Raw genomic sequence first — 19,911 nt, forward strand, 5'->3', positions numbered from 1 at the left:
AGGCAGTTGCTTTTTACTGAAGCCATGAATCACAACAACCAAACCTAAAACATAAACCCCTAGAAGTCCTAGAAACTCATAAGGATATTCAAATATCAAATCAATCATAAATAAGTCCTGTGTGAACGTGCCAAAGATTGGCTGCATACATGTTCCGCTTCCTCGAAGCGATTTTCGCAAGCTCAATATCACTTCTTGCGGCGAGCGGTCTAACTAGAGGTTGCCCATCTGAATAGCATTATTGTTCCCCAAATACAGAAGCCCCAGAACAACGTCCAAAGAATATTTACCAGCATAACTATATCTGAACAGGAACGTTTTGCTGAAGAATGTCGGTTGGCTTTTCGCGTTGGCCGCAAGTGAAGATCCTTTCTGAATCTTCCCAAGTTACCCGATAGACACAATCTGAAAGAACCTCGAACTGGTAGCCGATATCAACCAAATCTGTATGGTCAAAGCTGAAAAGCTTATCCGTACCATCATAAACATCGATGTATATCTTGTAGAAAGTCAGGTCACGATTTAGCTCTGCCATTGATTTCAACCTAGTTCTAAACGCTATTTGCTTAGCGTACCCAGTGATAAAAAAATCGTAACCATCTAAAGGACCAAAACCGGAACTGTTCTTTTTCTTGGGTGAAGTCTCCGTTCCTTGAGCTGTTGGCGTGCCAGCTGGAATTTCTACGTTAACATTTTGCTGCTTTACTGGTTCAGGTGCTTTTTCGGGTTCAGGCCACCAAGCCCAAATATTAAAGACCAGACCAAGAGACAATAACAACGCACTCCCGACGACAGGCCAACGTTTCCAAAAAGGCTTTATGTCCTTTGCTTGTGCTTCTTGCACATGCTTGTTGGATTGAGAATGACTTTTGTAAAACGGGAAATACTCCGACTTATAAGATCGTATCGAAGTGTTTACCACCTCACCATTGCAACCATCTTGAACCTTTTTAGTGTATGAGTTGCTGGAGCCCATTGCGGTGTTTTTGGTGCAGCGATAAGTAACTTCAATCATGTCTTTAATATCGCGATGCACCTTGCGTATGTTCTGAGTCAGCAAGATAATATCGACACCATAGTGACGATGTATCGAAAACCACTCAAGAATCGCAGCCGGAAGCCCACGAGATGGCAGGCTCATATGAGCCTCATCAACAATGTACAAAGGCCCCTGTCCTTTCTCGTTTCGCCACTCATCTGAGTAATCTTCAATCTGACTAAAAGGCCGACTTGTAGAGCCAAAATCCGTCAACCGACCATCAACTATCTTGATTAAGTCGCGAACATCCTCACCGAATATCTTTACGAACCAATCAACATTAAGCGTAATGTTGGTAATAACTTTACGCCCTTCCTTGATAGCTGGAATGATGTGATAAGCAACGGCCTCGTAAGTCTTACCGCCTCCTGGTCTACCTGCTATTGCATAAATCATGAGCCTAACCTCGTAAACGGAATCAGTTGAAGCATTAAGCGAACCGTGATTGCTGCAAGAATGATAGAAAGACACTGAGGCAAACCAACCGCAGCCATAACCCAAGAGACTGTTGGAGGAATTGAAGTCATATACTGACTCATATCGACAGGCGCAAAGAGCGCGAACACGCCAGAAAGCAGCATGTTAACCATCTCCATAACCTGCTCGACAGCCCAGAAAAATAAGTCCTTGAGCATGTTAAAAAGCGAGACTAAAAGCTGATATAAAAACACCAAAAGCTTGTTAAACAAGTCAACTAACCAATCCATATTATCCCCCGAAGATGATGCGACGCGCTGCAAAGATGGACGTCATAATGAGAACCGCACGAACGAAGCCGAAAATCCAATCAAAATTAATGTAATCCTCGAAACTGAAGTTACCGAAGAATGGAACCGGAAGAACGAAAGAAGGACGTTGAGCGTTGGACAAGTCTATGTTGCCAAATGAATTAACAAAGTCATCAATCACATTGGTTTTTAGATCATTAAGTTGACCAGACACCAAACCGCCTAACCCATCTGGATAAGCAGATTCATAAAAGCCCGTACAATTGCCAGCCTCAATACAAGTACCCCCCGTACCAGCGCCGGACGTATCAGTGTTGGCAATACCATCCAGTGTTTCAGAAATACCAGCGACATCCTCAGCAATACCATCCATTGCGCCAGCAATTTGCTCAACATCATTACCAACGCCGTTAATCGCATTGGTATTTTTGTTTACCGCTGTCGTTATGTCAGCATTGGCCTGTTGAATCAGAGACTTTGTTTTACGATAGATTTCATTGTCGTTAGCTTGCTGCTTTTGAATGGCCTGCGTATTGGTAACAACTGAAGCATTAAGCGCAATGATTTGATTCTGAACGTCAGCACTTGCCTGATTAATGTCGATGTTCATCGCATTGAGCGCCTTGTTTACATCCTTATTCATTCCCGTTATTGCGCTAACTACTGCCGTATCTGTCGATTCATCTGTTGGAGGGTCCTCAACATCAGGTTCATCTGTTGGAGGGTCAGGAACGACAACATCATTGTCTGAATCTGGTAAAACGCTAGGGTCTTCGATGTCGCCGCCTGTTGGGTCGTCTGGGTCATGAGTTGGGTCTGTATCTGGTTTTTCCTCAGTGTCCGGGTCTTTATAGCTTTTACATTCAGGGTCAGAGCAGAAAGATGGACCACTAGGAACATTACAAGCAGGGCCAATAACCGTATAGCTTGCGTAGCACCAACCAGACTCACCGCACCAAGAACTAGAGCGGTCAATAGCAGCGCCACAGCCGCCACCAATAGAAGAGCAAAGGTAAGATGAAGGCGATGAACTTCCCCATACACTGGACATCCAACGTACACTATCGGATTGACCTTCAACATCTGAACAATCACGGCCGTTACATTCAGATTCCCATGACTCAGTTTCATTGCTACAGGAATGAGAAAATTGCTTGCCCTGGGATTCACATTGCGTACGAGCTGAATCAATGGCATCAAGTGTTGATTGGCGTTCACAATAAGGAAGAGATGATTCACATTGACCCGTAAAAGGATTAAACGTTTCACCATCGTCACATATTGCAGAACGCTCGTAGATATTACCAGAAAAGCGCGTGTTAGCCGCATCATACGCCTCAACACCATATCGACCGCCACCTTGAAAATAAACACGCTGTCTAGTTACAGGTGGATTGTGAGTACAGGTAGACACCTCTGCAGCAAAATTATCAGCCAATTCAGAGTGTGATAAACCATACACGTTATTCCTACCACAAGAGGCCCTAGCATCTACCATGTAGTAAATAGTTTCAGTAGCAGAAAAAGCACTAAACGAAACACTCAAAAGTATCACCAGTGCCGCAATGCTTTGTTTAATACTCATGTATAAACCTCATTAAAAAAGGGGACCGAAGCCCCCTATCCTCTAAAGTTTTGAGAGGCCACAAATCCAGCCATGCCACCCAAAAGCACAAAGACGATGAGAATGACATCGTGAAGAATGGCCAACATAAACTTAAGCCTTATTCACAGCACGCTTAGCAAGAGTGATAGATTTGTAGGCCATAGTGATGCCAACAATGATTAGGCCAGCTGCGCCGATTTTGGCGGCAACGCCAGCAAGGTCGATTGCACTAAATGGGTCAGCACCTGACTCAGTTGCGAAAGCAGCACCAGAGAAAGCAGCCACAGCAACAGTAGCAGCACCACGTTTTGCGAATTTCTTCGCTTGATTGATGTATTTCATAAGTACCTCAGAGAAGTTTGATTAAACGTAAAGCCATCTTGATGGCATAGGTAGACATGAAGCCCCCAAAGAACACCAAGGAAAAACCAAGGCCGAACATTTGGGTAGCTTCAGGGCCAGTAACCTGAGTGAAATCCATCAGCGAACCATATTCTTGAGCCGTAACCATGACGTAACCGCTACAAGAAGCAGCATCAACTTCAGGAACGACAGCAATAAAACCGTCAGCGTTTGGAAGTGCGCACACAGGCATAATTAAAAACCTTACTTAGCTTTATCAGAGACAGGATTGTCGAACAGGCTGCGAATGACTTTGAAATCGCAAACCAAGTTACGTCGAGGGTCTTCTGGGTCAGGTTCGTATTCGAACTCAACAAGAGCCGGACACATAGTTGTTTCGAATTTAGCGAGAAGTGCATCGTTTGGCGCAAATGGAACCTCGACAGATTCAATACCAAACGCAATTTGAGAGCCGTTTTCGTTTTCCCAAGGCTTCAGAGCCTTACCAGCAAACAAACGACCAATTTCATATTTTTTACCAGATTGCTTACCAACGCCTTTTGAGTAAGTGCCACCTGTTAGAACGTAACGAACAGCCATGCTAATTCTCCATTATCTCTTTGATTATGTGTTTGTATGTATCAGGCAAGTTGAGCAAATCACCCTGCGTATCCTCAGATATGAGCAACCCGAAAACTTTCTCCAAGTCACCATCCAAGTACTTAGCAATATCCGCTAACGTGCGGCCAACTTGACGACGAGCCCAACGAATGCGCCCGTGCATATCGAGCGCAACTTGTTTCTTTTTTGTAACCACCTTTACTGGAGAGCTGGATACGATAGATGCGCTATACGCACAAATTCCGGCGAAGTAACCGCTGATATTGAGAAGCACATCGATTGGCATCTCCTTCAGCTCACACTCACTTCTAAACCAAAACATATCGAGCCCAAGCTGAGCAGCCTTGTTATAAATACGCCAGTAAATACGAGATTTGCGATTGCCAACCTCGAATGATTCATTGATAACCTTGCCGGACGGTTCAGCGAAATAACGCTCACCTGCACTAGGGCCGCAACCCCTATCAGATGTGCGAAACGCATTATCGGCATAAGCTTTTTTTGCATACTCACGACCGAACAGGCCGTGAAAGTCATCGACTGCAAGGTCGATTCGAGATAGACGGTTACAGTCGAGAAGCTCTAACCACCAATGCAAACGGAATGCACTTGTGTGCTCAAAAACGTGTTTGCACCCTAGCCCCTCGATTTGGAAATAACAGGTTCCACGGTTGCCACCCAAAGCAACAAATCCAACGTGCTTATTAGAGTGTTTGGTCATCAAGTGACATGAATCCTCGTAACCGTATAACCCCTTACCACGCCAAGGCGACATGCGAAGTCCAAGAACGTGCAAGCAAAAAACCTCCAAACGTTCCATCATTGCAACGTTCCATTGTTGTTTGTATCGCTCGATTAACTTTTCTTTTTGCTCAGGAGTTTTAGCCATGCGGTAATTTGGCTTAGGGATTGGAGCCCAGATAGCAGAAGAAAGATCTGACTTGTGAGCGTGACGCAAAGATGAGTAAGGGATTGTCCAAGACAGGTAATCAACAAAAACAAAAGGACTCGCCTCAGTATCGATTTCCAATTCTTCAGGGGTGAATACTTGTTTTTTCATGTTCTCTGAAAACCTGTCAAGAGTAAATTTATTGCATATCTTGGGTAAATATTTTTACCTTGTCAAGATACTGTATGAAAAAACACTCCTTATAATGAGAAAAAACATGGACTCAATAAGGGGTTTAACATGCTAAATGAGAACATTAAGAGACTCCGAGAGGAAAAAGGAGTCACTCAGCTTGAAATGGCTAAATCTGTCGGAGCATCGGCAAAAACCGTTATGAACTGGGAATCAGGCAAGACTGAGCCAAAAGCATCAGAGCTAGTTTTAATAGCTAAAAGACTTGGGGTATCAGTTAATGAAGTACTTGGAAGAGAACAGAATCCGCACGAAAGACTGATAGAGAAAATTAGTTCAGCGATTGGAGATTTCAACGACGCGGAGATCGAATCACTGTCGATAATGGTCGAAGGTTTGTATTTGAGGAATCAAAGCAACAGAGCTAGAAATAATTTCTCCTCAGATAAGACTCGCTAACGCTCAAACACTGGCGCGCTACGCTTGCGAATACACGGAGAACACTGATGGTTCAGTGGAATTTACCCCCGTAATACTAGACGGGGGTTTGGCTCCGCTTTTAGGTCCCTCCCGCTAAGCGGGCCCCTCCCAAAATGCTCGCTAACCGACGAAGTTATGACGATGAAGAAAATCATATTATCAATGGCCTTAATGAGCTCAAGTTCATTGGCAGACCCGACGATGGGCGAAATCATTGGTCGTGAAGAAGATCCAAACCAACCACTTGAAGAAGTCTATGGCAAGGAACGCATAGACAAAATCAGAAACGGTGATGATCTCTGCATGTATGAATACAAAACCGATGAAAGCGGAAAAATAAAAAGTATCAAACTAGAAGGAAGACCAGAAGACTGCAAAAGCCTCATAAACTACTTCATGTTTAAACACAAAGACAAACTAAAATGACATACTCAACGTTTGGTATGTCATTTCATTAGTGCAGCATTATGTGTGTTATGTTACGGGCTCTCACTTCAAAGCGATTCTCTTTCCTGGCATGTACGGCAAGCCGACAATGAGCAAGTCTCTCGCCCACCCTTTGTGCGTTCTAGGCCAAAGGCGAACCACTCAACATAACACTCACCCATAATGCGCACTGTGATAGTGGTTCCTGTGGACTTGCAATCACTAAAGCCAATCCGGCACAAGCCATTGAAATACCTGATAATCCAAGCCCATTAAACTTTTTTGCAATTCCTTCCCATACTGCTTTTATCTGCGGATTATCATTGCGATCAGCGTGACAACCCAACAATGCAATCTCAGGGTCTAAACCTGATTGCTCCGCAAGAAAAATTGCTTGTGTATCAGTCATATAACGCTTTCCTTTGCGGAAATCACTGATTCTTTGCGGCGGCACATTCATATCCGCTGCAATTTGTTTGTCTTGTACGTAACTTTGAGCCTTTTTGTAGGCATCTAATAGTTTGTTCTGATACATACCGCTTCCTCCGTTTCCGTCAGTTTAGCTTATCAATCACCATTTTTGGTGTCTTGCGCTAACCAATTTTGGTGATTACGCTAATAACCAAATTTGGTTACTCACTTAAATTAGCTTGGTGTGGTTATGCTTACGGAACAAATCAAATCCCTTATCGAAAATGAATGTGCGCTTAGTCCTCGACTTACTGGCGTGTTCTTCCGTAAGCACCTGAATCAATCTATGTATGATGATGACGGCCAACTCACTGAGTTCGCCATTCAATGTCATCACTACTTTAACGAACTCAAACGCGCTGCTGAGCAAAAAGCCTTTCATGCTCGTCTTGAACAACGTCGTCTTCAACACGAACAACAACAAGAATCAGTTAAACGCGTTAATCAGTCCGTAAAGAAATCCGCTAACCAATCACGAGCTCAGTTCATTGGCTCTTTGCGCTTTGAACTCAATCAAGGCGTTCTGATGGTTCGCTCAGTTTCCCGTTCAATGCCAACTCCAACCAAATGGATTCGTCGCTATCTCAAGAAACTTGGCGTACATCGTATTGGTAAGTCTTTGTCTAACGGGGTTTTATTTTCTGGTGACGCTGTCACTGAAATCCTTGCTTGTTTGCAAGCTAAACAGGCTAAGAACGACACCGTACCGTTTGAACTGAATATCAGCGCCCTGCCGATTTTAGCTTGGTTTCGTTCGCCACTCAGCTTTGGCACTCCAACATTGGAGGCTCAGTACTCATGAACGAAGCTCAAATCATCTATTACGACTTGCTACCTGACTACACGGTTTCTGTGTTGGTCAAAGGTTGCGACGAATGGGATTTGCTTAAATCCATGTCTCATCTTGAGTCTTGGGCTTCGTCTCAGTTCACTTCTTATGAGTTGGTGTCCATCACCAACACGACCGTTGAACAACGTATCAATTTGGGGGTGTTTGATGACTACCGCAACTAACATCCTCAAGAAGTTCGATGAGCAAAGCGTTCATATTGATTACCTGTGTTTTACGTTTGCTGTGAAAGACTTACGTCATTGTCATGATGCGGTTCGTCGATTGCACAAGCATGAGGAATACAAAGGCTTTGCAAAATCAGGGCTGTTACAGCGTCACTGTCGAGCGCCTAAGTTCCCTGCTCCACCTGTGTTTAATCCGACCGTCGCTAAGACGTCTGAAGACATTGAAGCGTACAACAAAGCCTTTGATATCTGTTATCGCAACTACTTAGAAGATTGCTTGCGCATCTTCACCAACCAAGTGCTTGGTTTGTCGCTGTCAGCACCTCGCGGTTTGGGTTTTCAGTTCTACACCGAATCCATGAAACTGACTTCGCCAGATGGTGAGGACTTCTGCGGCTTCGTTGGTATCGGCGGTAACAATGACACGGTGCATTTCCAAATCAACGGAACGGGATGCAAGCATGTATTTGCCCGTCGTCCTACGTGGTCGCTGCATGACTGGCTGACCAATGTCCTTGGTGTGCAAACTCTAGCGCGTGTTGACTTGGCCTATGACGATTACGACGGCATTTTTGATTGCGAATACGCTTACAAGGCGTGGCGCGACGACTGTTTCAGAACCGCTGAACGTGGTCGTGGTCCGGTGCTTCATGAAGACATGACCATTGCCAGTATCGGCAAAGACGGCAAACCGATTTACACCAAAGAACAATACTCGATTGGTTCGCGTACCTCACGTATTTACTGGCGTATCTACAACAAGGCACTTGAGCAGAAGCTCGCGAACACTGGCCTTGTCTGGTACCGCTCCGAAGTCGAGCTTAAAAAATGGAATGTTGATGTGTTGCTGAATCCAGCTGGCGCGTATGCCGCGCTCAATGATTTCGCAGCCTCGATTTCTACTGCAAAGAAATTCAATACCAAACCTGTCCCGACCAAACGCGCGGCGTTAGACCTGTTGGCCTCTGCGCACTGGATGCGCCGCCAGTACGGGAAAATTCTGAACTCTTTAATCGAATTCCATGAGGGTGACATTGAAACCGTGGTCGGTTCCCTTGTCCGTGATGGAACTAAATTCACCTTCCCCGATACCTACGGCAAGTTGGTGACTCACATATTGGAGACTTAACAAATGGCTAAATCCGTTTTTGTACTTGGCATGGATATCACTTGGAACTCAGCACGTGGTGACAGTGCTCAACTGAACGTGTCGCGTCCTCTACGTGAAATCAACTCAGAGAAATTCAAACGCCGCACTATCGGTGAATCCGGTGATGTGAATCCACAGTGGGACCAACCGTTGATGATTGATCATCAATACGCCCTATTACTTGAGCGTACTGGTGCTCTCGTTCCTCGCCGTGAATACCAATTGCGTTTGGAGATTAACCCAGACGATCCATTGGCAGGTGCCATTGTGACAGAACTCATTCCTGTGGATGACGACATCAAGAAACATTTTGAAGCCTCGTTAAAGGCTAAATAAGGAATTTCGTTATGCCTGTGTGTGCTTTACCTAACGCGGACGGTTTTCTCGCTGTCGTTCCTGACATTGAAGCGGCTTCATGCAGTGGTTATGTCATGGTCACGGCTCAAGAATATGACACGTTAATGAGCTACACACAGCTGACTCCAGGAGAGATATCTCAAGCGTTCAGCTTGGGCTTCACCTTGGTGTTCGTTGGCGGATATCTCTCAACTTACGCCATCAAAATGGCAATACGTTTAATAAAACTACTTTGAGGAATCTGTTATGAAACGTCTAAACGCGCTTAAAAAGTTCGGTAAACAAGCGGTGGCAACCGTCACTGTTGCGGTGCTTTCTGTCCCTGCTATGGCGGCGGAAGGTGGTGCCGCTGACCCGTTCTCCGCTATCGACTTATCTGGTGTGGCAACCAAAATCGGCGCGGCAGGTCTGGTGATTGTCGGCATTACTATGGCTTACAAATCCATCACTCTTGCTAAGCGTGCTGTGAACAAGGCTTAAGTTTATGTTGGCCGTTCTCCACGATGTCCAACTCATCGTCTTTGTGCTTTTGGGTGGCATTGCCGGATACGTGGCCAGCCAAAACTTTAGAGGATAAGGGGGCTTCGGTCCCCTTTTTTAATGGTGAAAACGTGAATAAATCACTCTTTTTACTTCTGTTTTCGTGCTTGTTCCTGTCATGGCATGCAAGCGCAGCTCAACCTACTTACGCTGTGAGAGATGTTATCGCTTATCCCGACTGTAAGCTGTCTAGGGGGATGAGAGTTAATCCTTATTCTTATGTCTCTTGTTATGAAAATAAGTTTGTTCGATACAAAGACTTCTCTACTAAGTCATGTTACATGGATAGCGATGAGTTCGGCTTACGTATAATGTGTAATACCGACAGCTCTTCTTTCCCGAAAATTCAAACTGTATGGTTCCGTCATGATACTGCTAAGTGTCCAGCTGACTATGAAATGATAGAAGATGGTGACGGCGTCACCTGCGAACCTATCGTTCCTGCCTGTGAGTATGGTGAAAACCCTGACGGCACCTGTATGGACGCTTGCCAGTTCAAAAAATCCATTAATGAAACCAAGCTGCTTCAATGGCTGGCGTACGTCTACGGTGAACAAGTTACTGGGGCATGTTATGGCGACTTTGGTGCAACCCGATGCGAACTAGAACGCATTCCTAGTGATACCACGCTGTGTACGGGCGTTGATTCTGGCGAATGGACACAAAACACAATCTGTCATGGAACGTTCCAGTTCAAAGGCAATCAGTGTGAAGGCGGTACACTTTTCTGGGGTAAAGATGGCCCTGACACCCCTATTATTCCTGATGACCCCATTCATGACCCTGACGACCCAACAGGCGACATCGAAGACCCTAGCGTATTACCTGACGACTCAACCAACACGGTGAATCCACCGGATACCGACGGTGAGCCAGACGTGGAAGAGCCTGACACTGATGAATCGACAGACACGGCAGTTCTGAAAGCCATTACTGGGATGAATAAGGACGTCAACAAAGCGCTAAATGACATGAACATCGACATCAATCAAGCCAGTGCTGACGTTCAAAACCAAATCATTGCGCTGAACGCGTCGATGGTCACCAACACGCAAGCCATTCAAAAACAGCAAATCAACGACAACAAGATTTACGAAAACACTAAGGCCCTTATCCAACAAGCGAATGCTGACATCACCACGGCCATGAACAAGAACACCAATGCCATTAATGGTGTGGGTGACGATGTAGAGAAAATTGCAGGGGCAATGGATGGTATCGCGGATGAAGTTTCCGGTATTTCTGACACCTTAGACGGTATCGCAAACACAGATACGTCTGGTGCAGGTACGGGTGGTACGTGTATCGAGTCCCAAAGTTGTACCGGCTTTTATGAGTCGGGCTATCCCGATGGCTTAGGTGGTTTGGTGTCTGGGCAGTTAGATGATCTTAAACACAACACCATCGACAACTTTGTGAACTCGTTTGGTGACCTCGACTTATCCAGTGCTAAGCGCCCTTCTTTCGTGCTCCCTGTGCCGTTCTTCGGTGATTTCAGTTTTGAGGAACAAATCAGCTTTGATTGGGTGTTCGGTTTTATTCGTGCGGTGCTCATCATGACGTCAGTGTTTGCGGCGCGTCGTATTATTTTTGGAGGTTAATATGGATTGGTTAGTCGATTTATTTAACAAGCTGTTGGTGTTCCTCTATCAGCTTTTAATCTCGCTGGTCAACATGCTCAAAGACCTGTTCTTTTGGGCGGTTGAGCAAATCATGGCAATGGTGAATCTGTTGCTCTCTGGTGTGTTCTCCCTATTCGCTCCGGTCGATATTAGCCAGTACATGACCAGTATTCCGCCTACGGTGGCTTGGGTCATGGCGGCGGTCGGTGTGCCTCAATGTCTGTCCATCATTCTGGCCGCTATTACGGTGCGTTTGATGCTGCAATTGATTCCGTTTACGAGGTTAGGCTCATGATATACGCCATAGCAGGAAGACCAGGTGGCGGTAAAACCTATGAGGCGGTTGCCTACCATATTATTCCGGCCATTAAAGATGGCCGCAAAGTCATTACCAATATCACCTTAAACATTGATTGGTTCGTTAAGGTATTTGGTGAAGACGTTCGAGAACTCATCAAAATCGTGGATGGCCGTTTAACGGATTTTGGTTCAACCTCGCGTCCGTTCAGTCAGATTGAAGACTACTCGGACGAATGGCGCAATGAAAAAGGACAAGGGCCACTTTATGTGGTCGATGAGGCGCACATGAGCTTGCCAAGTCGAGGCTTGGCCGCGCCCATTCTAGAATGGTACTCAATACACCGTCACTACGGTGTCGATATCATCTTGCTTACACAGAACATCCGCAAAGTGCATCGAGACATTAAGGACATGATTGAAGTGACCTACCGATGCACAAAGAACACGGCCATGGGCTCAACCAGTTCTTACACCAAGAAAGTGCAAGATGGTTGTGCCGGTGAAGTGGTGAACACCTCTACCCGATTTTATAAGTCAGAATACTTCCCGTTCTATAAGAGTCATTCGCAATCCAACAAGCAAGTGCAGGAAGCCGAAGCAAAAGACATTCGCCCGTTCTGGAAGCGTTGGCCTGTCGTCGGAACGGTGGTGCTGCTATCGCTTGGGTTAGTTTTCAATATTTGGGCTTGGTGGCCGGAGCCAGAGCAACCGCCCGACCCCGTTAAACCACAACAACCAGTACAAGCGCAGCTGCCTGACGGAACACCAACGGTAGATACGGCAGAAACCAAAGCGAAGAAGAAAAAGAAAGCATCAGGGTTCGGGCCTTTGGAAGATTACGACTTCTATATCACCGGATACGCAAAGCAAATCGCCTACGCCAAACGGCTGAAGTATGCTGCCGAACTCGACCGAGATCTGACGTTCTACAAGATATACATCGATGTGTACGATGGCCGCGACAAGCTATTCAGTTTCGATCATCTGGACTTGGTAAAGATTGGATATCAGTTCGAAGTGTTAAGCGACTGCGTATATCGAGTGACTTGGGAAGAAACAGAGAGGATCTTCACGTGCGGCCAAAGAGAAAAGCCATCAGACATATTGCAGCAAAACATGCCTGTCCATATCTAGACCGCTCGCCACAGCGTCGAAGCTAGCGCAGTCTGCGTAGACCGAGGAAGCGGAACATGTAGGACACCAAACCTTGGCACTTCCACACCGAACTTAATCATGGGGCTCTATACGAGCCCTTTTTTATTATGTGCGCGGTATTGCGAGCATTTTGGGAGGGGCCCGCTTTGCGGGAGGGACCTAAAAGCGGAGCAACCCCCCGAATCTGTATTACGGGGGTAAATTCGACGTACTCTAAACCTTTCACAAATCAAATTATTATTAATTTAACTGCATAGCGCTTTGATTAACTGCAATATCGGCATAACATACTATATGTCCTACATTGAATAAGGTTAATTTATGTATAGTGCATTTCAATCTTTAACACCTAATATCATCGGAAATAGCTCTTTAAGAGAGCCTCAAATCTGTTCATTTGAAGCATTACAAAAGTTTCATGCTGAACAGTTTGACCCTGATACATTTAGAGAGGCGGGTATCGTTTTACCTGTTGGCTGCGGTAAGTCTGGCTGTATTACACTCACTCCTTTTGCCTTTAAATCTAAACGGGCCCTCGTAATTGCACCGGGTGTTGCGATTGCCCAACAACTACAAAAAGATTTCGAGCCCTTGACTTCGTTCTACAGGAATCGCAACGTCCTAAAAAGTGAACTCCCTGAAGCTGTTGAAATTAGAGGTACTGATACCAACTTAGATGATCTAAAAGAAGCAGATGTAGTCATTACTAATATTCATCAGTTACAAGGCGTTGATAATAAGTGGTTAGATAAACTTGAAGATGATTTTTTTGATCTTATCGTTTTTGATGAAGGACATCATAGCGTTGCTCAAACTTGGAACTCATTGAAAGAGAAATTCCCCAAGGCAGCAGTCGTAAACTACAGCGCAACTCCAGAGCGTTCCGATGGGCAGATCATGTCTGGAGAGGTTGTTTATTCTTTCCCTATAGCACATGCAATCAAAAAAGGATATGTAAAAGAACTGAAAGGCGTTGTCCTTAATCCTCAGACTCTCAGATATGTGCGAAAAGAAGGAGACAATGAAGTTGAAGTCTCTCTTGAAGAGGTAATCAAACTAGGTGAAGTAGACGCTGGGTTCAGACGCAGCATCGTAACCTCGCAAGAATCGTTGAATACTATCGTAGATGCATCCATACATCAGTTGATGAAAAAAAGGAAAGAAACGGGCAATGGTAAACTCAAAATAATAGCATCAGCCTTGAATTATCATCACTGTATTCAGATAGTTGAGGCATATAGAGCTAACGGACTTAAAGCTGATTATGTCCACTCTAAACAGGACGGCAACTTAAACGATCGGATTTTATCACGGTTAGATGCCCATGAGTTGGATGTTATCGTACAAGTAAGAAAACTCAACGAAGGTTTTGACCACCCATACCTATCTGTTGCAGCAGTGTTCAGTGTTTTCAGTAACCTCTCTCCTTTTGTTCAATTCGTTGGACGTGTAATGAGAGTTATCACGCAAAATGAACCTGACAATCCAATAAACAAAGGTGTTGTTGTGTTCCATGCAGGGTCAAATATTGCAAGTCGCTGGGACGATTTCAAAAAATTCAGCAAGGCAGATCAAGAATATTACAACCAATTACTACCGTTGGAAGGCTTTCCTGTTTCGGCTGAAGGAAAAAAAACTGACTATGAAATAATACCGAAACTTGTTGATGACAATGAGATTAGCGTTCGCTCTCAGTCTGATATATCTATGTCTGAGTTGAATTTAATCGATGACCCTAAAGCCCTTAAGGCTCTTGAATATTTGAGGTCCATTGGTGCAAAAGGTAACATTGAGGACTTATTAGAAACAATTCCTAAGAGCAAAGTTCAAATTCGTAAGGCCAAGAGACAGGCTTTACCGGATCGCGTCAAAAATTCCGCTATGCGTATTATTAAACGACTTAAATTAAATCCAAATGGACACAATCTTGATAAGTCTTTCCGCCTTTCTAACCTTCCTTACGTAATATCACAAATAAACCGTGATATTAACCAAGTCGTTGGTAAGGAATCAGGGTGCAGAGCAGAACTCAATATCAAAGAGCTTGAGTTAATTGATAGTAATTATGATTCTATACTCATTGCGCTTGAAGAAAGGCTTAAGTGATGGGTATAAAGTCTTTAATCATCACTACAAAATTCACTCGAGCAAAACGTGAACATAAATGCAAAGCAAATAAGAATCATACAATTTCAAAACACGATTTTCGTCTAGAAGTCAAAAATGAACGAAATTGGGATAAATACTGTATGCATTGTGCAACCTCGATCATTAAGAAGATGGAACAGGATTCAATTGCATTGAGTGAGCAGCTTAAAGAGTTACTTTCAAGTTAAGGCCTTTGATGCTAATTCATTTGGTTTAAAGACCTCAATGTAAACCTGCGACGTTATTTTAAAAGCTCCTTTCGGAGCTTTTTGATTACACCATGTTCTTCAAAACTCTCGCATACTTCAATATTTGATGAGCAACCTTTATATCATTTGATGCACCTAACTCAAGTAGAGCAACCCCAATTAATACTTGCTGCGCAGTAACCAACTGTCCTGTTGGAAGTTCTAACCGATCATGCCTCATTACGAAGTTTTCCCAATCTTCACAGCTGCTCAGTTCCCTACCCTTATTCATTCGCATTAGGCGCTTACACTCCGGAGGAATGGATTTCCCCTTGTCCCATTCCTTGACCGTCCTCACAGTTTTTAAACAAAGTTTGGCAGCTTCTTCGACGGTTAAACCACATTCAAATTCACGAAAAATATAGTTTTTAGTCATTTCGTGATACTTCATTGAATTGTCCCTCAAAAGAGAGACATTTTATAGGATACGCATATGCAATCGCATTCAAAATAAGCGCCCATAATGCGCACTTTGGAGTTAGAAGATTAGCAGTGGCGATGTCAGCTTAGTTACACCGAATTTGGCTTTTGCGGCCTTGCAAGCTTCATCGGCTGTCTTGTATGGGCCATGAACTTCTATTTCACCGCAGCGGCCACTTGATGAGAACCAGTCATCAACTTTAAAACCATGTAGATGATTAAGTTCCTGCACTGTATCTTGGGTTACGTTCGACACCATGCACGTTGGTTCTGCATCTTGCTCATTCAAGTAACCGAACAACTGGATTGGATATTCCATTATTTCTCTCCAACTTTCCGAGTTAACAAGATCTTTGGCTGGCGTTCTTGAAGTTCGATACTAACTCTGCTGGGCATGAGCTAGTGTTTAAGTTATATCAGATAAGCAACCTAACGATTGCTTAAAGCCTTTGTATTCAAATCTCATTATATCCTTTCGATAACTTATGTTTTAAGTTATCAAAAGGATGAGAAAATTCAATGTTCTCACTTATGGGCACGTATTGTCCATCCCATAAAGTGTAATTATTACATTAGCTTTATAGGAACGTAAACTCTCTACTTTTCAATCTATACCTAGATCTTTCTTCATATGTTCACTCAACTCACTAGTGGTTCTTACATTAATTTTATGTTTGCAATGATGGATTCTCAACTCTTCACCAAATAATTTTACTAACGATTTTGTATACAAAGCACTAATATTATTTATTATTCTATACAATGTACCTTTCTGATAAACAGAGCTTTTCGAATTTTGTATTGCAGTCTTCATATTTAAATATTCTCACATTTTTAACTTTATAATTTAAAGAATTATTTTCAAGTTCGATCTTTATTATTGCTTTTATCGATTTTGAATGAGTCATTATCAATGATGCGCAATCGACAATTAAATCACCTGAATCTAACTTAGTAATTTCACGAGAGAGAATTTTTATTTTTAAATTTTCCGTTTCGTTATTTAAGTCGGTTGAGTTAATTTCTTCAGGATATTTGTTTAACTTAATATCCAATATGGTTTTATTAAGATAGTAGTCTGCCATTATTTCATGACGGCTTTTAAATATCATTGTCCCCCTCCGTTGATGCAAGTTATACTTTCCCTCCCGTTAAAAGACAACGTGACTCAGAGTTGCAAAAAGGTAACAATCATGGAATTGATGAACAATGAGCTGATCTGCTTTGCAGCCATTTGTAAACACCTCTCTCTTACAGAGGCATCAAAAGAACTTAGAAAGTCGAAAGCTCAAGTCAGCAGGCAGCTAGCGGCATTAGAAAAACAACTTGGTGTAACACTCGTCCACAGGACAACAAGAAAACTCGTTTTAACTGATCATGGTGAAAGCATTAGAGAGCTTGCCATAAAAACGTTAGAGAGCTTGCAGGAGTTAAATTACAGAGCTAACTCGTTGAGTGAATGCATTAATGGAAAGTTTAAAATTACAATGCCCAACTCTATAGCCTCTTCTATTTTTGGCTCTGTTCTTAAAGGCTTACAAGAGCGATATCCAGCAGTGAACTTTGAAATATCATCAAGTAACAATGTTGAGAATTTATTAGAAAGCAACGTAGATTTAGCGATTAGGCTTAATAATATTATTGATGACACTCTGATTGCACATAAAATCGGTGATTATAACGATGTTTTAATATCTACAGTTAACAATGCCAATAACAACACGCTATTAATCTACAAGAATCACTCGAATAAGGAATCAATTAAAAAGCAGTACACTGACGTTATCGAAGTTGATAACACCTCTATTTTAATAAACTTTGTCTCTGAGGGGGTTGGGGTTGGCGTCATTCCAAATTACCTTGTAAAAGGTAACCATATAGACAAAAATATCCAAATTTCACAAAATTTTGATATAGAACGCTCCATGTATATCGCCTACCCTTATCAAAACCCTTTACCAAGAAAGCTAGCTGAAATATCTACTTTTATTAGGTCTGAGTTATCAAAAATATTGAAAAATGAATCACTTTAGGATGGCTTTTCAGGTTTATAATTTTCCTTTGATAACTCATGAGGTCTAGCGAGAAGCTTTGTAACGTATTGTTTCAAAGAGCCTGGTTAGGCATTTATGAAAATCCCCAACTTTATGCTTGTTATCACAACATGAGATGCTATACCGTTTCATTATCAAGGCTTTGCGTGGAATAAATCACGCGGGTTAAACGATAGATTGACTTACATTAAAAATTTAATCGAAAGCAGCTTTATATTAAATTGATTTCATACCGTTCTGCGTGTATCTTCTACCCATATCCCCACAATAACCAAGGAGAATGCCATGGATAAGCTACTCGCGTCTGCACTAGAAATTAAGCAGCGAACTATGGTGACTGGCTTTTTTGCTAGAAATGGATTCAAAATTGCTATGACCGATTTTGATAATGTCACTTTTGAGCGAGAAGGTGTGCAAGTTAACGTGCATTTTGATTTACAGTCAAACGCAGAGTCTGCATCTATTTTATCCCAAGAGGCATCTGCCATTCCTGGTTAGTTATTTTGTTGTCAATCATACGCAAAGCCGAACGCAAACGTTCGGCTTTTTAATATGCGAAAAACGGGATTACAAAAGATGCGGCACAAACCTGCGTTACTGTCACTCATCCAAGTAAACAATCAATAAATCCGCTTCAACCTCATTCGCTACCCTTGGTACCGATGAAAAGAAACGGCTCAATAAATTATGATGATGACCGCAGACAACTAGGTCTATTCCCTCTTTTTTTACGATTCCCGACAATTTGATATGAAGGTCACCGATAACTGCCATCGTCTCGTGTACTGGATATAGGCATTTATCAGCGAGTTCTTGTAGCTCCTTTTGCAACTTTTGTTCTTCTTTCGGCTCCATGATCACACGATCAACATCCACATAAACGAATGAAAGTTTGGCGTTCGAGTTCTTTGCTTGAGTTATTGCTTTTTCGATAACGACTTGGCTAGATTGAGATAAATCAACAGCGACTAAAACGTGCTTGTAACTCATTCTTTCTCTCCTAGTTAGTTTTCATGTGCTTATAGTAAGTCTAGTTCACTAAGAGCGAATGCAATGTCTAAACTCATATTTCATGAAAATATGGGAGTTTGATATAAGAATGTGGAAACAGCCGAGCGATCAGCTATCTAATAGCCATTGAAGGCTCGTGAAGTCAACTAGTGACTTAGGAACCAGTTATTGATATGTGGCCCATTTTGTTCTCCCTCCTTAAGATGTACATAACTATGTAACTAACGCAAACAAACCCACGTTACGCCGTCACTACGCTTCTAAACCCTGTCAATTTCTATTGCAGCTTGTTTTATATTCCTAATTACAACGTCGCCTAGTTTAGTAAAACCACTTGGCAATAAGTAATTTTTTCGTGTAATCCATCGATCAAGATTAAGAGTTATTTCATAGACAACACTGAATTAAAGACAAGATTTAGAGTTAAAACAGAGTCCAACACTCCTATGTTCAACCTAAAACCGACATACGTCTGCGAGCACTTACTGTCTATATAACGTCAACTATATAACTATATTCAGATTTTATTTTTCTGTTACAACGTGTCTTTTTTATCTTCACAGCATAATCCTCTACTTGAAAACATACCCAATCATCATCTTGTAATTTAATTACACAAAAAGATGATCGAAACATAACCACAAGACAAAAAACCATCACAAGTTACTGATTTTATTAATTTTAATTTAAAAAATAGCATTTCACCCCATATTCGTTCAAGCCAGAACGCATCAAGGTTAACTTAAACAAGTAAAATTTTACTAACTGCTTAGTACAGAATAGAGGAAGTTGAATAAATTGAAAGGTATAGAAATAACGTTACGACGTAACTACGTTAAGGTATGAAAATATTTGAGGATAAATATGAGGACCAAAAAAACAGGGCCAAAGCCCTGATATGAATTAATTAGTTTTGTTGCTGTTGTTTTTCTGCGTACTCGGATCGAATCTGTTCGGCAACAATTTTGATGGCTTCTGCTGTACTTGTGCCCTTCGCCATCAATTCTTGAATTTTCTCTACAGCTTGTTGTTGCTCTTGGTGAGATAGAGGGGGTAAATCGTCAAACATAAAAAAGCTCCTCATTTTGAGGAGCA

At 42.7% G+C, this 19,911-nt stretch carries 27 protein-coding genes; 14 read left to right on the forward strand and 13 right to left on the reverse strand.

Annotation, left to right across the window (positions count from 1 at the left end):
- Window positions 1-298 precede the first annotated feature (298 nt).
- The 7 genes from NB463_RS09370 to NB463_RS09400 all read right to left on the reverse strand — a co-directional run bounded on the left by NB463_RS09370 (window position 299) and on the right by NB463_RS09400 (window position 5,396).
- Complete coding sequence (locus NB463_RS09370; RefSeq protein ID WP_053808410.1) at window positions 299-1,435, reverse strand: zonular occludens toxin domain-containing protein; 1,137 nt, start codon at window positions 1,433-1,435, stop codon at window positions 299-301.
- Window positions 1,432-1,746, reverse strand: a complete 315-nt coding sequence (locus tag NB463_RS09375; RefSeq protein ID WP_033905310.1) for a DUF2523 family protein — start codon at window positions 1,744-1,746, stop codon at window positions 1,432-1,434. Before NB463_RS09375 ends, NB463_RS09370 begins: the two co-directional genes overlap by 4 nt.
- 1 nt (window position 1,747) lies before the next feature.
- Entirely contained in the window at window positions 1,748-3,352 is a 1,605-nt protein-coding gene (locus NB463_RS09380; RefSeq protein ID WP_258515987.1) for a DUF1542 domain-containing protein, read from the reverse strand.
- Between the two features lie 132 nt (window positions 3,353-3,484).
- On the reverse strand, window positions 3,485-3,715 hold the full coding sequence (locus NB463_RS09385; RefSeq protein WP_053808409.1) for a phage coat protein: 231 nt from the start codon (window positions 3,713-3,715) through the stop codon (window positions 3,485-3,487).
- Window positions 3,716-3,722: 7 nt separating this feature from the next.
- Complete coding sequence (locus NB463_RS09390) at window positions 3,723-3,968, reverse strand: single-stranded DNA-binding protein (RefSeq protein WP_053808408.1); 246 nt, start codon at window positions 3,966-3,968, stop codon at window positions 3,723-3,725.
- A gap of 11 nt (window positions 3,969-3,979) precedes the next feature.
- Window positions 3,980-4,315 carry a hypothetical protein gene (locus tag NB463_RS09395; RefSeq protein ID WP_017636225.1) on the reverse strand — a complete coding sequence of 112 codons (336 nt, stop codon included), beginning with the start codon at window positions 4,313-4,315 and terminating at the stop codon, window positions 3,980-3,982.
- A gap of 1 nt (window position 4,316) precedes the next feature.
- Window positions 4,317-5,396, reverse strand: a complete 1,080-nt coding sequence (locus NB463_RS09400) for a replication initiation factor domain-containing protein (RefSeq protein WP_033905313.1) — start codon at window positions 5,394-5,396, stop codon at window positions 4,317-4,319.
- A 129-nt stretch (window positions 5,397-5,525) separates the two neighbouring features.
- On the opposite strand from NB463_RS09400, the gene NB463_RS09405 reads away from it, so the two are divergent.
- Window positions 5,526-5,876 carry a helix-turn-helix transcriptional regulator gene (locus tag NB463_RS09405; RefSeq protein ID WP_017636227.1) on the forward strand — a complete coding sequence of 117 codons (351 nt, stop codon included), beginning with the start codon at window positions 5,526-5,528 and terminating at the stop codon, window positions 5,874-5,876.
- Between the two features lie 162 nt (window positions 5,877-6,038).
- Entirely contained in the window at window positions 6,039-6,323 is a 285-nt protein-coding gene (locus tag NB463_RS09410; RefSeq protein WP_258515988.1) for a hypothetical protein, read from the forward strand.
- A gap of 142 nt (window positions 6,324-6,465) precedes the next feature.
- Here NB463_RS09410 and NB463_RS09415 read toward each other — a convergent pair whose 3' ends face one another.
- Window positions 6,466-6,858: a DUF3693 domain-containing protein gene (locus tag NB463_RS09415; RefSeq protein WP_258515989.1), complete on the reverse strand. Its 393-nt coding sequence runs from the start codon at window positions 6,856-6,858 to the stop codon at window positions 6,466-6,468.
- Window positions 6,859-6,984: 126 nt separating this feature from the next.
- On the opposite strand from NB463_RS09415, the gene NB463_RS09420 reads away from it, so the two are divergent.
- The 10 genes from NB463_RS09420 to NB463_RS09465 all read left to right on the forward strand — a co-directional run bounded on the left by NB463_RS09420 (window position 6,985) and on the right by NB463_RS09465 (window position 15,041).
- Window positions 6,985-7,596 (forward strand): hypothetical protein, encoded by a 612-nt coding sequence (locus NB463_RS09420; protein WP_258432305.1) that lies wholly within the window; start codon window positions 6,985-6,987, stop codon window positions 7,594-7,596.
- Entirely contained in the window at window positions 7,593-7,808 is a 216-nt protein-coding gene (locus NB463_RS09425) for a hypothetical protein (RefSeq protein ID WP_029851179.1), read from the forward strand. Before NB463_RS09420 ends, NB463_RS09425 begins: the two co-directional genes overlap by 4 nt.
- Window positions 7,792-8,940, forward strand: a complete 1,149-nt coding sequence (locus NB463_RS09430; protein WP_021033877.1) for a replication initiation factor domain-containing protein — start codon at window positions 7,792-7,794, stop codon at window positions 8,938-8,940. The genes NB463_RS09425 and NB463_RS09430 overlap by 17 nt, the downstream gene beginning before the upstream one ends.
- A 3-nt stretch (window positions 8,941-8,943) precedes the next feature.
- Window positions 8,944-9,297: a DUF1293 family protein gene (locus NB463_RS09435; RefSeq protein ID WP_017822035.1), complete on the forward strand. Its 354-nt coding sequence runs from the start codon at window positions 8,944-8,946 to the stop codon at window positions 9,295-9,297.
- Between the two features lie 11 nt (window positions 9,298-9,308).
- A complete protein-coding gene (locus NB463_RS09440) occupies window positions 9,309-9,554 on the forward strand; it encodes a hypothetical protein (RefSeq protein WP_017447549.1) in 246 nt (81 codons plus the stop codon).
- 10 nt (window positions 9,555-9,564) lie between these two features.
- Window positions 9,565-9,798, forward strand: a complete 234-nt coding sequence (locus NB463_RS09445) for a membrane protein (RefSeq protein WP_017447548.1) — start codon at window positions 9,565-9,567, stop codon at window positions 9,796-9,798.
- 341 nt (window positions 9,799-10,139) lie between these two features.
- Entirely contained in the window at window positions 10,140-11,459 is a 1,320-nt protein-coding gene (locus NB463_RS09450; RefSeq protein WP_258432307.1) for a methyl-accepting chemotaxis protein, read from the forward strand.
- A gap of 1 nt (window position 11,460) precedes the next feature.
- Window positions 11,461-11,775 carry a DUF2523 family protein gene (locus NB463_RS09455; protein WP_258432308.1) on the forward strand — a complete coding sequence of 105 codons (315 nt, stop codon included), beginning with the start codon at window positions 11,461-11,463 and terminating at the stop codon, window positions 11,773-11,775.
- A complete protein-coding gene (locus NB463_RS09460) occupies window positions 11,772-12,914 on the forward strand; it encodes a zonular occludens toxin domain-containing protein (protein ID WP_205461032.1) in 1,143 nt (380 codons plus the stop codon). Before NB463_RS09455 ends, NB463_RS09460 begins: the two co-directional genes overlap by 4 nt.
- 342 nt (window positions 12,915-13,256) lie before the next feature.
- Complete coding sequence (locus tag NB463_RS09465; RefSeq protein WP_258432309.1) at window positions 13,257-15,041, forward strand: DEAD/DEAH box helicase; 1,785 nt, start codon at window positions 13,257-13,259, stop codon at window positions 15,039-15,041.
- 315 nt (window positions 15,042-15,356) lie between these two features.
- Here the strand turns inward: NB463_RS09465 and NB463_RS09470 are convergent, their stop codons facing one another.
- The 3 genes from NB463_RS09470 to NB463_RS09480 all read right to left on the reverse strand — a co-directional run bounded on the left by NB463_RS09470 (window position 15,357) and on the right by NB463_RS09480 (window position 16,863).
- The gene (locus NB463_RS09470; protein ID WP_042765525.1) at window positions 15,357-15,722 is read right to left on the reverse strand and encodes a phage protein; all 366 of its coding nucleotides are present in this window, start codon (window positions 15,720-15,722) and stop codon (window positions 15,357-15,359) included.
- Between the two features lie 87 nt (window positions 15,723-15,809).
- The gene (locus NB463_RS09475) at window positions 15,810-16,070 is read right to left on the reverse strand and encodes a hypothetical protein (RefSeq protein ID WP_182018530.1); all 261 of its coding nucleotides are present in this window, start codon (window positions 16,068-16,070) and stop codon (window positions 15,810-15,812) included.
- Window positions 16,071-16,506: 436 nt separating this feature from the next.
- Window positions 16,507-16,863, reverse strand: coding sequence for a hypothetical protein (locus tag NB463_RS09480; protein ID WP_258515990.1), 357 nt, complete (start codon window positions 16,861-16,863; stop codon window positions 16,507-16,509).
- 81 nt (window positions 16,864-16,944) lie between these two features.
- On the opposite strand from NB463_RS09480, the gene NB463_RS09485 reads away from it, so the two are divergent.
- Together NB463_RS09485 and NB463_RS09490 are read left to right on the forward strand one after the other, a co-directional pair.
- Window positions 16,945-17,784: a LysR family transcriptional regulator gene (locus NB463_RS09485; protein WP_258430525.1), complete on the forward strand. Its 840-nt coding sequence runs from the start codon at window positions 16,945-16,947 to the stop codon at window positions 17,782-17,784.
- A 306-nt stretch (window positions 17,785-18,090) separates the two neighbouring features.
- Entirely contained in the window at window positions 18,091-18,303 is a 213-nt protein-coding gene (locus NB463_RS09490) for a hypothetical protein (RefSeq protein WP_258430522.1), read from the forward strand.
- 102 nt (window positions 18,304-18,405) lie between these two features.
- Here the strand turns inward: NB463_RS09490 and NB463_RS09495 are convergent, their stop codons facing one another.
- Window positions 18,406-18,795: a universal stress protein gene (locus tag NB463_RS09495; RefSeq protein WP_012842271.1), complete on the reverse strand. Its 390-nt coding sequence runs from the start codon at window positions 18,793-18,795 to the stop codon at window positions 18,406-18,408.
- A 928-nt stretch (window positions 18,796-19,723) separates the two neighbouring features.
- On the reverse strand, window positions 19,724-19,885 hold the full coding sequence (locus NB463_RS09500) for a YoaH family protein (protein ID WP_005394474.1): 162 nt from the start codon (window positions 19,883-19,885) through the stop codon (window positions 19,724-19,726).
- Window positions 19,886-19,911: the final 26 nt, after the last annotated feature.

Origin of the sequence: Vibrio sp. RM-41-2B (assembly GCF_024744415.1) — a bacterium.
Classification (GTDB): Bacteria; Pseudomonadota; Gammaproteobacteria; order Enterobacterales; family Vibrionaceae; genus Vibrio; species Vibrio diabolicus.